General features: G+C 55.2%; 9 protein-coding genes. 6 read left to right on the forward strand and 3 right to left on the reverse strand.

Going from position 1 to position 13,490, the window contains the following annotated elements; genetic code table 11:
* The first annotated feature begins 3 nt into the window (after positions 1–3).
* The 5 genes from ACZ5FM_RS02270 (at position 4) to ACZ5FM_RS02290 (ending at position 6,530) form a co-directional block, all read left to right on the forward strand.
* Positions 4–1,932 carry a DUF2207 domain-containing protein gene (locus tag ACZ5FM_RS02270; RefSeq protein WP_464039572.1) on the forward strand — a complete coding sequence of 643 codons (1,929 nt, stop codon included), beginning with the start codon at positions 4–6 and terminating at the stop codon, positions 1,930–1,932.
* Positions 1,933–1,969: 37 nt separating this feature from the next.
* Positions 1,970–3,130 (forward strand): DUF2207 family protein, encoded by a 1,161-nt coding sequence (locus tag ACZ5FM_RS02275; RefSeq protein ID WP_464039573.1) that lies wholly within the window; start codon positions 1,970–1,972, stop codon positions 3,128–3,130.
* A 166-nt stretch (positions 3,131–3,296) separates the two neighbouring features.
* Positions 3,297–5,450 (forward strand): glycine--tRNA ligase subunit beta, encoded by a 2,154-nt coding sequence (glyS, locus tag ACZ5FM_RS02280; RefSeq protein ID WP_464039574.1) that lies wholly within the window; start codon positions 3,297–3,299, stop codon positions 5,448–5,450.
* Between the two features lie 14 nt (positions 5,451–5,464).
* Positions 5,465–5,950, forward strand: coding sequence for a 2-thiouracil desulfurase family protein (locus ACZ5FM_RS02285; protein WP_464039575.1), 486 nt, complete (start codon positions 5,465–5,467; stop codon positions 5,948–5,950).
* 106 nt (positions 5,951–6,056) lie between these two features.
* Entirely contained in the window at positions 6,057–6,530 is a 474-nt protein-coding gene (locus tag ACZ5FM_RS02290) for a VOC family protein (protein ID WP_464039576.1), read from the forward strand.
* A gap of 84 nt (positions 6,531–6,614) precedes the next feature.
* Here ACZ5FM_RS02290 and ACZ5FM_RS02295 read toward each other — a convergent pair whose 3' ends face one another.
* The 3 genes from ACZ5FM_RS02295 to purD all read right to left on the reverse strand — a co-directional run bounded on the left by ACZ5FM_RS02295 (position 6,615) and on the right by purD (position 10,871).
* Positions 6,615–8,447: a methyl-accepting chemotaxis protein gene (locus tag ACZ5FM_RS02295; protein WP_464039577.1), complete on the reverse strand. Its 1,833-nt coding sequence runs from the start codon at positions 8,445–8,447 to the stop codon at positions 6,615–6,617.
* Between the two features lie 571 nt (positions 8,448–9,018).
* Positions 9,019–9,492: a plant virulence effector HPE1-like domain-containing protein gene (locus ACZ5FM_RS02300; RefSeq protein WP_250983205.1), complete on the reverse strand. Its 474-nt coding sequence runs from the start codon at positions 9,490–9,492 to the stop codon at positions 9,019–9,021.
* Between the two features lie 107 nt (positions 9,493–9,599).
* Positions 9,600–10,871 carry a phosphoribosylamine--glycine ligase gene (purD, locus tag ACZ5FM_RS02305; RefSeq protein WP_464039578.1) on the reverse strand — a complete coding sequence of 424 codons (1,272 nt, stop codon included), beginning with the start codon at positions 10,869–10,871 and terminating at the stop codon, positions 9,600–9,602.
* A 232-nt stretch (positions 10,872–11,103) separates the two neighbouring features.
* On the opposite strand from purD, the gene ACZ5FM_RS02310 reads away from it, so the two are divergent.
* Positions 11,104–13,419, forward strand: a complete 2,316-nt coding sequence (locus tag ACZ5FM_RS02310; protein ID WP_464039579.1) for a Tex-like N-terminal domain-containing protein — start codon at positions 11,104–11,106, stop codon at positions 13,417–13,419.
* The last annotated feature ends 71 nt before the right edge of the window (positions 13,420–13,490 follow it).

The following is a 13,490-nucleotide window of genomic DNA, read 5'->3' on the forward strand; positions in this document are numbered from 1 at the left end:
CGGATGAAAATCCTTGTTGCGAGACTATTGGGCCTGCTGCTGTTTTTGGCTGTTTCGCCAGCAATGGCGGAAGAATATATCCAGTCCTATCATTCGGTTATTGATGTTTCCGCTGCCGGTGAACTCACCGTCACGGAAACCATCAAGGTCAATTCCGAAGGTATCGACATCAAGCGCGGTATCTTCCGTGACTTCCCACTCTATGCGCAGAACGCTGAAGGACGGCGCACCAAGGTTGATTTTGGTGTCGTCTCCGTCGAGCGTGACGGTGCGCCGGAAGATTGGCACACGGAGAATATCTCCGGCGGTATACGCATTTACACCGGCAGCGCCGACCGTTTGTTGCAGGCGGGCGAGCACACCTACCAGATCACCTACACGACAGACCGGCAGATCCGTTATTTCGATGGTTATGACGAGCTTTACTGGAATGTGACCGGCAATGGCTGGCAGTTTCGGATCGAGGAGATTTCCGCAACAGTTGTTCTTCCGCCGACGGTGAAAGCCAGCGAAACGGCGGTCTTTACCGGTGCGGCAGGAGAGACGGGCACGGATGCTCAGGTCATGACCGAGGGGAACGAAGTGTTCTTCTCCAGCACGCGCGCCTTCAGCGAGGGCGAAGGCATGACCATCGCTGTCAAACTGCCCAAAGGTGCCATTGCCGCGCCGTCATCAGGGCAGGAAGGCCAATGGTATTTTCGTGACAATGCCGGTTATCTGCTGTCGATTGTTGGACTGGTTGTCGTTGCCCTATATTACCTCCGGGCTTGGTTTGCAGTGGGTCGCGATCCTTCCAAGGGCGTGGTCGTGCCGCGCTGGGATGCGCCGGAGGGCATTTCGCCCGCACTGATCAACTACATCGATAATAATGGCTTTTCAGGTGCAGGCTGGACAGCGCTTTCCGCCAGCGCCATCGATCTTGCGGTAAAGGGTTTTGTTGTTCTAGACGATTTGAAAAGTTCGATCGTCATTCGACGCACCGACAAACCGGCGGATGCGGACCTGCCAAGCGGCCAAAAGATTTTGCTGCAAAAAGTCGGCAAGGCCGGCTCGGAATTTCCTATCAACAAAACCAACGGCTCAAAGGTTGAAGCCATGGGGCGCGAATTCCGGCAGGCAATAGAGAAGGAACATCGTGGAAAATATTACCATTCCAATGCGGGATATACGCTGTTTGGCGTGTTCCTGAGCATCGCCTTTGTCGCGGCGGTTCTCATCCTGGGAGATCTCGATGAAAACGTTATTGCGGCGGCTATCATCGGGATATTTTTTGCCGTGTTTTTCAGCATTGCCGCAACCATCATTGGCAAGAACTTTCGCGGCAGCGCCAGCCTTCCGAAAAAGATTGGTGGCATTGTGGTGGGTGCGATTTTTGCGTTTACCGCTATCAGCATGTTCGCCAGCATCCTGTCGGCGATGTGGTTTGATCTCAGTCACAGCGCGCAGTTTCCGATCATTCTTGCTCTGGGTGGCATAACCTTGTTGAACGGTCTGTTTATCTTCTTGATGGGCGCTCCAACGCCATTGGGTCGCAAGATGATGGACGGTATCGAGGGATTGCGCATCTATCTCACACTGGCTGAAAAAGACCGCATGAACATGGCGGGCGCACCGCAAATGTCGCCATCGCATTTCGAGAAGCTGCTGCCCTATGCTGTCGCTCTTGGTGTGGAAAAGCCGTGGAGCAGGGCGTTTGAAACATGGCTGGCAACGGCCGCGGCCGGTGCCGCTACGGCGGCCTATGCACCGGGGTGGTATGGCGGCAATTATAGTGGCGGCTTCGGCGATCGGATCGGAGGTTTTTCCTCGTCGATGGCCTCAACCATTGCATCCACCATCCCGCAACCGGTCAGCAGTTCTTCGTCCAGTTTTTCCGGTGGCGGTGGTTCGTCAGGCGGCGGCGGTGGTGGCGGTGGTGGTGGCGGCTGGTAATTCCGCACGGCGCAAGAGTGCAAAAGGGCGGCTGTGAATGGCTGATACGTCACCATATGTTTTGGCACTCATCTGCATAGCAGTTGTCGCGCTCTATTATCTCGGTGTCAGGCTCAAGGTTGGCCCTGGCCTGCCGAAAGGTTTGATCAGACCACATTGGTCTGTTCCAGAGGACATGTCGCCCGTCCGCGCAAACTTTCTTGCGCACCACACTTTTTCGTCGGAAGGCTACACGGCCTTTTCTGCCAGTATATTCGAACTCGCGGTGAAAGGTTTTGTTGTGCTGACGGACCTGGGAACCGAGATTGTTTTCCGCCGCACCAATAAGTCAGAAGACAAACAGTTGCCGGCCAGCCAACAGGCCATTCTTTCCCACATTGCAAATCCAGGGTCAGAGTTCACCATCGACAGGTTCAATGGCTGGGCGGTTGACACGTTGGTCAAAGATTTTCGCCAGACGCTGGGAGGCGAAGATTTGGGACAATATCATGAGGATCACTCCTCATATTTTCTGTTCGGATTCATTCTCAGCATCGTGTCATTGGGTGTTTTTGTATTTTTGACCGACTTTAATTTTGAGCAGTTTAAAATACTCCTTGGCGTTTCTGTGGTTGTTCTCTTTTTCTTCATTCTTGTTCCCCTATTCATTTGGAGACTTATGGCTGAAGTCCGTGCGGGTTGTGCCGCCAAGATTTTTGTAACTGGTATCCTGGTGTTTGTTGTCTACCGGTGTAGGGATATCGCACTTAGCTTCCCGCACGACGTGTGGCAGGACACTATTGACCTTGGTTTACCTCCCATAATTTTGGCTATTGGCGGCATTTTTCTCACAAATGGGGCTTCTCTGTTCCTGATCGGCGGGCGGACACCACTTGGCCGTACGGTACTGGAGCGCTTTGAAGGTTTCAGCCTTTATCTGCAATTGTCAGAAAAGGAGCGCGCGGTGATGGCCCGCGCACCATTGATGTCTGCATCGCATTTTGAGGATATGTTGCCTTATGCCGTTGCTTTGGGTGTTGAGAAAGACTGGTGCCAGCAATTCAGAAATTGGTTGATCAGCGCAGGTGTTGCCTCATCCTATGCGCCATCATGGTATGGCGGTAGCCCCGAAAAATGTTTTGGTGACTGGATAGTCGACTTCTCCTCCACTCTTGCGCAAAGGGTTGAAGCCGTTGTTCCTGAACCTGAGAAAAAGTGATTGGCCGGTTTTTTCGCTATAGTTTTGCCGGATCATGGTGCTGGTTGCTTCTATCCGCTAGATAAACCTTACCTTGTCGGTAATTTAACCGTTTGCCGTGGTGACTTTTTTCACAGGGCTTGCTAAGTCCGCGACACTCTTTTGAAACAGATAAAGTTTTAATCCCATGCCCGATCTTCTGCTTGAACTCCGCTCCGAGGAAATCCCCGCCCGCATGCAGCGCAAGGCGGCGGGTGACCTCAAAAAGCTCGTCACCGACGCACTGGTTGAAGCTGGCCTGACCTATGATGGCGCGCGCGAATACTGGACACCACGTCGCCTGACGCTGGACATTCGCGGCCTGAACGCCCGTTCCGCCGATGTGCGGGAAGAAAAGAAGGGTCCACGCACCGACGCCAATGAAAAAGCGATCGAAGGCTTTTTGCGCGGCGCGGGTCTGAGCGATATTTCGCAGGCGCAGGTCGTTTCCGATCCGAAGAAGGGTGACTTCTATATCGCCGTGGTCAACAAGCCCGGCCGTCCGGCGGAAGAGATCATTGCTGACGTTATGCCGGGTATCATTCGTGGTTTTGCCTGGCCAAAGTCCATGCGCTCCGGCCCGGCTTCCATGCCAAAAGGTTCGAGCTACGGCGGCATCGAAGGCAAAGGTTCGGAAAGCCTGCGCTGGGTGCGCCCGTTGCAGTCCATCGTTTGCCTTTTTGGGCCAGAACATGACGAGACGCAGGTCATTCCGTTTGAGATCGATGGCATCGTTGCCGGCAACGTGACCTATGGTCACCGTTTCCATGCGCCTGAAGCGATCACTGTCCGCCGTTTTGAAGACTATGTTTCCAACCTCGAAAAGGCCAAGGTCATTCTCGATGCTGAGCGTCGTAAGGATATCATCCTGCATGACGCCAAGGACATCGCATTCGCCAATGGTCTCGAACTGGTCGAGGACGAAGGTCTTCTCGAAGAAGTGTCCGGTCTTGTAGAGTGGCCACAAGTGCTGATGGGAACGTTTGAGGAAGATTATCTGCAGATCCCGGCAGAAATCATCCGCCTGACCATCAAGACCAACCAGAAGTGTTTCGTGACCCGCCCGCAGGGTGCGGAAGAAGGTCTGTCCAACCGCTTCATTCTGGTGTCCAACCTTCAGGCAACCGATGGCGGCAAGGAAATCATGCATGGCAACGGCAAGGTTGTGCGTGCCCGCCTGTCGGATGCCAAGCACTTCTGGACCCGCGACCAGGGTAACCTGCCGGACCTCGAGACGCTGAAGGCATCTGCCGAAAAGTTCAACCTCGACCTTAATAAGCCGCTTGATCAGCGCATGGCCAAGCTGGACGCGCTCAACGTAACCTTCCATGCCAAACTTGGCACGCAGGGTGAGCGCGTAACCCGCATTCGCCAACTGGCAAAACAGCTGGCACCAATCGTTGGTGCCGATGCTGCGCTGGTGGATCGCGCTGTGGTTCTGGCCAAGGCCGACCTGCGCACCGAAGCTGTTGGCGAGTTTCCAGAGTTGCAAGGCCTGATGGGCCGCAAATATGCGCTGTTGCAAGGGGAAAACGAAAGCGTTGCTGCTGCCATTGAAGAACATTGGAAGCCGCAGGGCCCGACCGACCTCGTGCCACGTGACAAGGTTTCGCTGACTGTCGCGCTGGCTGACAAGCTGGACACATTGTCAGGGTTCTGGGCCATCGATGAAAAGCCAACCGGTTCAAAAGACCCGTTTGCACTGCGTCGTGCAGCACTTGGTGTTGTGCGCATAATCATGGAACGCAATGTTCGCCTGCCGCTGCTTTCCGTCATCAAGGACCCGGACCTCCTGTCGTTCTTCCATGACCGCCTGAAGGTGTATCTGCGTGATCTCGGTGCCCGTTACGATCTGATTGACGCGGTTCTGACACCGGAATCGGACGATCTCTTGATGGTTGCACGCCGCGTTGAAGCGCTGACGGCATTCATCACCGATCAGGACGGTATCAACCTTCTGGCTGGCACAAAGCGCGCCACCCAGCTTCTGGCTGCGGAAGAAAAGAAGGGCACCGTGGTTGCCGATGGCGTGGCAGACGAGCTGTTGAAGCTTGATGCTGAAAAGGCGCTTTATGCTGCAATAAAAACAGCCTCTGCTGATGCCGCCAAGTCTGTTGCAGGCGAGGACTTCCGTTCTGCCATGCAGGCGCTGTCAACGCTGCGTGCGCCGGTCGACAAATTCTTCGAAGACGTTCTCGTCAACGATGAAGATGCGGCGATCCGCGCCAACCGTCTGGCATTGCTGAAGGCTATTCGTGAAGCAACCGGCACTGTTGCCGACTTCTCGAAAATAACTGGCTGATAAAGGGGCGTCTGGTGGGCGGGAAAATCCTCATCAGCGCCTGCCTTCTGGGCCATGCCGTACGGTATGACGGCAAGGGAAAGCTGCTTTCCCATCCGGCGATAGAACGCTGGAAAAATGAAGGGCGTCTTGTGTCCATCTGTCCGGAAATGGCAGGTGGAATGCCCGTTCCCCGTCCTCCTGCTGAAATAGAAAATGGTGCCTCCGGTCTCGATGTGCTCGAGGGCCGTGCCCGCGTGCTGGAAATCACCGGCGGTGATGTGACGGCCGAATTCATTCGCGGTGCGCAAAAGGCGCTGGCTTTCGCGCAGGATAATGGCTGCGACTATGCCTTGCTGATCGATGGCAGCCCTTCCTGTGGTTCGATCGCCATTTACGATGGCTCGTTTTCCGGCGTGAAACATGCCGGCAACGGCATAACCGCCGCTCTTCTTGCAAAAGCGGGCATCTCGATTTTCTCCCACAACCAGATTGAACAACTCGTCCAACTGACCCAGTAAAAACGATCCGGCGCTACCACAGGCGATATCTCCGATGTCTCGAGGAACGTTAGGCTTTGCTACGCATTCTATGCCTGATGAGGAGGTCAATCGGGAGAAAACGAGAATGGCCAAGAATATGATCTGTCTCTGGTATGAAAGCGAGGCCGAACAAGCGGCGCGTTTTTATGCCGAACTTTTCCCGGATAGCGTGGTGGGCAAGGTCTATCGCGCGCCGAGTGATTACCCATCGGGCCACGAAGGCGATGTGTTGATGGTGGAGTTTACCGTCGCTGGCGTACAGTGCGTTGGTCTGAATGGCGGACCGGTGTTCAAACATAATGAGGCTTTTTCATTCCAGATCGCGACAGACGATCAGGAAGAAACCGACCGTTATTGGGATGCCATTGTCGGCTATGGCGGGCAGGAAAGTGAGTGCGGCTGGTGCAAGGACAAATGGGGTATCTCCTGGCAGATAACCCCACGTGTCCTGATGCAGGCGATGGCCGCTGGTGGAGCTGAAGCAAAGCGTGCCTTTGATGCGATGATGACCATGAAAAAGATCGACGTGGCAAAGATCGAGGCCGCTCGTCGCGGCTGAGATACGGTACTGCGATATGACCCAAACAAAAACGCCGGAGAGTGATCTCCGGCGTTTTGTCTTGTCTGAGGTTATGTTGCGACCTTAGCTTGCCCGGCGCATCTGCTGGCCCATGCCATAGAGGCTGCCGGAAGCGTTGGACGAGGCGGACACCCGGAAGGTGCGGATCAGCGTCAGCAGCTCTTCCGTATCCACGGCAAGGGCTTCAGCCGACGCCGTGGTTTCTTCCGCCATGGCGGCATTGTGCTGGGTGGCTGCGTCAAGCTGGTTCAGCGAGGACGAAATGGACCTCAGTGTCGTATCCTGTTCGGACGCCGAATGGGCAATCTTGGTGACAATCTCATTGGCCGATTTGATCTGGTCGGAAATACGCTTCAATGCATCGCCAGCCTCGCCAACAAGACGAACACCGTTTTCAACCTGACCGGACGAGCGGGCGATCTGGTCTTTGATTTCCTTGGCCGCAGCCGCAGATTTCTGAGCCAGCTCACGAACTTCCTGTGCCACGACGGCAAAGCCCTTGCCTGCTTCACCAGCGCGTGCCGCCTCAACACCGGCATTCAGCGCCAGAAGGTTGGTCTGGAAGGCGATGTCGTCAATCACGCCGATGATCTTGGAGATTTCATCCGAGGACTGCTCAATGCCGCTCATCGCGCCAATGGCCTGCTCGACAACGAGGTCGCTACGGCTTGCTTCACCGCTAATTGCGGTAACGCGCTTGGCGGCTTCATGTGCACCTTCGGCGGTCTGGCGAACGGCAACAGTCAGCTGGTCGAGGGCAGCGGAGGTTTCTTCAAGGTTTGCAGCCTGAAGCTCGGTACGCTGGGACAGTTCATTCGATGCCTTGCGGATTTCTTCCTTCGAGCCGCCAATGTCGATGCTCTTGGCGTTCACCTTGGCCATGGCAGCATCAAGATGCGTCAGGGCTTCGTTGAAGTTGCTGCGCAGATCCGCATAACGCGGGCCAAGATCACCACAACGAACGGTCAGATCGCCCTTTGCCAGCTTTTCAAGCGACTGGCCGATGATGGTGACGACATGCGCCTGCAATTCAGCTTCGCTGCGCTGCATATCAAGGTTGTTCTGGCGTTCTGTGTTCAGTTCGCGCTGTTGCTGTTCCTGACGCTCGACCATGGCGTGGCGTTCACGAACCTTCTGCTGCAGAGATGCAGTAGCCTTGGCCATCATGCCCACTTCATTGGTCATGGTGGTGTGCGGAATGTCGATGGCGACATTTTCGTTGGCAACTTCACCCAGTGCCTTGTGAATATCGGCCAACGGCTGGGAGATGCCACGAATGACATAAAGTGCTGCACCGATACCAAGCACCAGAACGGCGATGCCAAGCGACAATGCCTTGAAGATTTCAGCGCGAACCTGTGCTTGAAGATCGTCGACATAAACGCCGGTTACCACGACAAGCTGCCAGGGTTCAAAAGCCAGTGCATAGGAGCTTTTCAGGAAGGAGCCTTCTAGGCCAGGTTTTGGACCGTAAAAGTCGGTTTGGCCACCACCAGCGCGGCCAAGCTTTACCAGCTCGTCGCGATACTGGTAACCCTTGCTGTCCGGCTGGCCCTTGTAGTTCTGGCCAACGCGTTTTGCTTCTGGGTGGAACACCATCTTCACGTCGTAGTCATAACCGAACAGATAACCATCCGGCGTGTATCGGATAGCGGAAACGACTTCAAAAGCCTGCTTCTTGGCTTCCTCGGTCGTCAAAGTGCCTGCTTGTTCCTTGGCGTGGTACTCTTTGAGAATAGAGACTGCAGACTGAACCTGCGTGCGCAGCATGTTGTACCGCTCTTCATAGATCGCATTCGCGGAAGAGCTGATCTGATAATATGTTGCACCGGCAAATGCGATCATCAGGGTGATGACCAACAATAGCAACTGTCGGGAAATCGGAAGATTTTTCATATCTACTCATCGCGCTTTTGCGGCACCGCGTCTCATGAAGCGGTGGGGCAAGATCTAAAAAAAGGGGGAGCGCATTCTGCACTGGTCATCATGCTGCATCGCACAACCATGCATTAAAAAAATACATATTGTTGAATAAATATTTAATTGAGCAGTTGGTGTGGGGGAAATCGCTTCAAGAGACGAGTATTACGATGTCGTTATTCAGTATGATTAAGTTGATGATAAATAAAAATAAAACCAAAGCGAGCATTTTTCTGCGCCTGTCATAAATACTACATATTAATACATGGCGGCTTGTCGCTAATAATAAAATTCCCCGCAGTTGAGTTTTAAAAATATGTTGCGCCAAACCCCGCTTCGGGGATGCGAAAGAAATCTGACAAAAGACAAATAGTTAACGCGGTGGCTGGCAGTGCGCTGGTTCACAATCCGCTACTGGTTGCGTAAATCTGCGTCGGCTGATCGCAGCTCAAAGCCCAGCTGGCAGAAAGACATGCGCATAAAAACACCCGCCTGTTGTTGCCAAGCGGGTGAAACAGGCCTCAGGGCCGATCGCTGATGGTGTCTGTTAGTTTAAGCGCAGCGAAAAATTGCTGAAATCGGGTTTTGTCACAGTAGAAGCCGCAACAGGTGGCTGTGGTTTACTGATTGAGGTCGTTGTCGCCTCGAAATCAATGCCATCAGGTGCGTGTTCGGGGCCGTCCTTCGTGGCAGCCAGCGTTGTGCCGCTATCTTCCGCTGGCATCCAGGTCTTGGCTGTGCTCACGTAGACAACGGGCGAACCGCCCAGCCATGCTTCGGTGCGGAACATTTCCTTGGTGCCGTTCACATCACGGATTTCGGTTTTCTGAACGCCGGATTGCAGCGATGGCGCAACATACTGGCTAGCCGTCACCTTCTCCTTCAGGGGAGGGCAAGACCCGCAACGCAGGTTGATAATGCTCTTGTTGTCTGTGCGGTCATGGTCAATGACCTCGATCGAGGAAGCCATAGCGGCATGGCTTGTCAGTGCAAACAATGCAACCGAAACAAAATAACGCATGGGCCAATACTCCATCATTCGAAGAAGTATAGTAACCGGACTTCCTTTCCGTCCGGTCAGTAAAATTGGTAAATATTGAACGAATAACCTGTCAGGGCGACAGCTTATCAGCCCTGTTCGCGGGCAATCGCCAACCAGCCAATATCCTTGCGGCAGAAGCCATTGTCCCATTCGACCTTGGAAAGCAGGTCATAGGCACGACGCTGCGCTTCGCTCGCCGTTTTGCCGGTTGCCGTGACGTTCAGCACGCGACCGCCGGTGGCAACCAACTGGCCGTCCTTAAGCGCTGTGCCGGCATGAAACACCTTTGCGCCTTCGTCAGCCTGGGGAATGGCGAAGATGGGTGTGTTCTTTTCATAGGCTGCCGGATAACCCTTTGATGCCAGAACGACTGTCAGTGCGGTGTCGTCGATCCACTCTGCTGTCACCTTATCCAGCGTGCCGGTGGCCGTTGCGTAGAGAATAGGTAGCAGATCGCTCTTCAGGCGCATCATCAGGACCTGGCATTCGGGATCGCCGAAACGCACATTATATTCGATCAGTTCGGGGCCTTTTTTGGTGATCATCAGCCCGGCGAAAAACACACCGCTGAACGGATGGCCGTCCTTGGCCATGCCGTGAATGGTCGGCTCAATGATCTCCTTCATGGTGCGCTCGACCATGGCAGGTGTCATGACCGGAGCAGGGGAATAGGCACCCATGCCGCCGGTGTTGGGGCCGGTGTCGCCATCGCCAACGCGCTTGTGGTCCTGTGCTGTTGCCAGCGCCAGCGCCGTCTTGCCATCCGAAAGGCAGAAGAAACTTGCTTCTTCACCATCCAGAAATGCTTCAACAACCACTTCTGCGCCGGCAGCACCGAAGGCGCCATCAAAACAATCGTCAATGGCGGAAAGCGCCTCGGCTTCGGTCATCGCCACTGTCACGCCCTTGCCGGCGGCAAGTCCATCGGCCTTGATGACGATAGGTGCGCCCTGTTCGCGCACATAGGCCTTGGCCGGTTCTGCTTCCTTGAAACGTTGGTAGGCGCCGGTTGGAATATCGTAACGGGCGCAGAGGTCCTTGGTGAAGCCCTTGGAGCCTTCGAGTTGGGCCGCCGCCTTGGAGGGGCCGAAAGTGGCAATGCCTGCATCACGCAGATCATCCGCCAAACCTGCAACAAGCGGAGCCTCAGGACCAACGATGACAAAGTCTATCGCCTTTTCCTTGGCAAACGCGATGACCGCAGCGTGGTCTTCAACGTTGAGAGACACCAGCGTCGCATGTTCCGCAATGCCTGGATTGCCGGGTGTCGCATAGAGTGTGTCCAACAGGGGGGACTGCGCGATTTTCCACGCCAAGGCATGTTCGCGTCCGCCAGAACCGATCAACAGAACTTTCATAGTCTCACCCCTGTAATCTCGTTTCTGCGGCGTTAAGGGCAGGGGGGAGAAAGGTCAAGGAGAAAGCTGTCTTTCCGGCCTGTTTGTTCCCGCATATCCGCCTTCCGTGGCCTTTAACACCAGCTGTTCACGGTGCTTTATCGGCTTTTCTGTGGGTTTGTTCACACTTCGTGTTGTCATGCCACAATCAGCCTCTATGTTCGGCCAGATTTTAAACAGACCAGAGAAGCACATGTCCGCAGATAATGCCCGCCTCGCGCCAGTCATCGCATCTGAGATCAATGCCCGACCCGATCAGGTCAAGGCTGCCATACAGCTGCTCGATGAAGGCGCGACGGTTCCGTTCATCGCACGTTACCGTAAGGAAGTGACGGGTGGTCTGGATGACACCCAGCTTCGCACACTGGCCGAGCGGTTGTCGTACCTGCGTGAACTGAATGCGCGTCGTGCCTCGATCGTCGAATCCATCACCGGTCAGGGAAAAATGACCGACGATTTGATGGTCAAGATCGTATCGGCAGTCACCAAGGCCGAACTGGAAGACCTTTACCTGCCTTACAAACCAAAGCGCCGTACCCGTGCGGAAATCGCCCGTGAGCGTGGCCTTGGACCGCTGGCAGAAGCCATCTGGGACAATCGCAGTGCCGATCCTGCCAAGCTGGCTGAGACTTATGTTCAGGGTGAAGTCGCCGATGTAAAGGCCGCCCTTGAAGGTGCGCGTGACATTGTTGCCGAAACCATGACCGAAAATGCCGAACTGCTTGGCCGCCTGCGTGACTACATGCGCCACAACGCAACGTTCCGTGCCAAGGTTGTCGAAGGCAAGGAAGCAGCGGGCGAAAAATTCTCCGACTATTTCGCCCATTCTGAGCGCTGGGCCACAGTGCCGGGTCACCGTGCGCTGGCGATGTTGCGCGGCTGGAACGAAGAAATTCTGACACTGACAATCGACGTTGATGCAGATGATCCATCGCCGGTCAAACCGTGCCAGAGAACCATTGCCAGTGCATTTGATATCCGTTCCGGCGGAGCAGGCGATGCCTGGTTGATGGAGGTTGCCGGCTGGACATGGCGCGTCAAACTTTCCATGTCGCTGTCGCTCGACCTGATGCGAGAAGTTCGCGAACGGGCGGAAGAAGAAGCGATCCACGTGTTCGCCAGAAATCTGAAAGACCTTCTGCTGGCGGCACCTGCCGGTTCGCGCGCCACCATGGGTCTTGATCCGGGCATCCGTACCGGCGTCAAGGTGGCGATTGTCGATGGCACCGGCAAACTGCTCGATACCTCGACCGTTTACCCATTCCCGCCCAGAAACGACATTCGTGGCACGCAGGCGGAGCTGGCCGGCCTCATTCGCAAACATGGCGTTGAACTGATTGCGATTGGTAACGGTACCGGCAGTCGCGAAACCGAAAAACTGGTGGCTGACATGCTGACCCAGCTGACCGGTCCGAAACCCACCAAGGTTATCGTGTCGGAAGCTGGCGCTTCGGTCTATTCGGCCTCTGAGCGCGCCGCTGCCGAATTCCCCAATCTCGATGTTTCAATCCGTGGCGCGGTGTCGATTGCTCGCCGTTTGCAGGATCCGTTGGCCGAACTCGTCAAGATCGAACCCAAATCAATTGGCGTTGGCCAGTATCAGCACGATGTTGATCAGGGCAAGCTGTCGCGTTCGCTGGACGCGGTCGTGGAAGATGCGGTGAATGCGGTTGGTGTTGATCTCAACACCGCCTCGGCACCACTTCTGGCACGTGTTTCCGGCCTCGGCGCATCGATTGCCGACGCTATTGTTCTGCATCGTGACCAGACCGGTCCATTTGCCAGCCGCAAGGACTTGCTGAAAGTGCCGCGCCTTGGCCAGCGCACCTTTGAGCAGTGCGCAGGCTTCCTGCGTATTCCAAACGGCAAGGAGCCGCTGGATGCATCCTCGGTGCACCCGGAAGCCTATGGCGTTGCCAAGAAGATTGTTGCCGCTTGCGGCCGTGATCTGCGCACTCTTATGGGCGACAGTGCCACCCTGAAATCGCTTGATCCGAAAAAGTTCATTGATGAGCAATTTGGTCTGCCGACGGTCAAGGACATTATTGCAGAACTTGAAAAACCCGGTCGCGACCCGCGCCCAAGTTTCAAGACAGCAACCTTTGCAGAGGGCGTCGATGAAATTACCGACCTGAAGCCGGGCATGTTGCTGGAAGGCACGGTTACCAACGTGGCGGCCTTCGGCGCCTTCGTGGATATCGGTGTGCACCAGGACGGTCTTGTTCACGTGTCGCAACTCGCAGACCGTTTCATCAAGGATCCGCATGAAGTCGTCAAAGCCGGCGACGTGGTTAAGGTAAAAGTGGTTGAGGTTGACGTTAAGCGCAAGCGCATCGGCCTGACCATGCGCAAGGATGGTGGCGAAGCGGCACCTCAGTCGATGCGGGAAAAGGGGAATGCCAGCGCCATGAAGCACGCCAGTGCCAAACCGCAGGGTCGTGGCAATGATGCGGGCCAATCCGGTGGTGCTTTGGCTGCCGCACTCGCAGAGGCGATGAAACGCCGCTAACCTTATCTGCGATAAATTGAAGAACAAACAACGCCGCCCCGTGTGACTTACGGGGCGGCGTTTTGCGTCTG

This window comes from Agrobacterium sp. 5Ca50, from assembly GCF_055381905.1.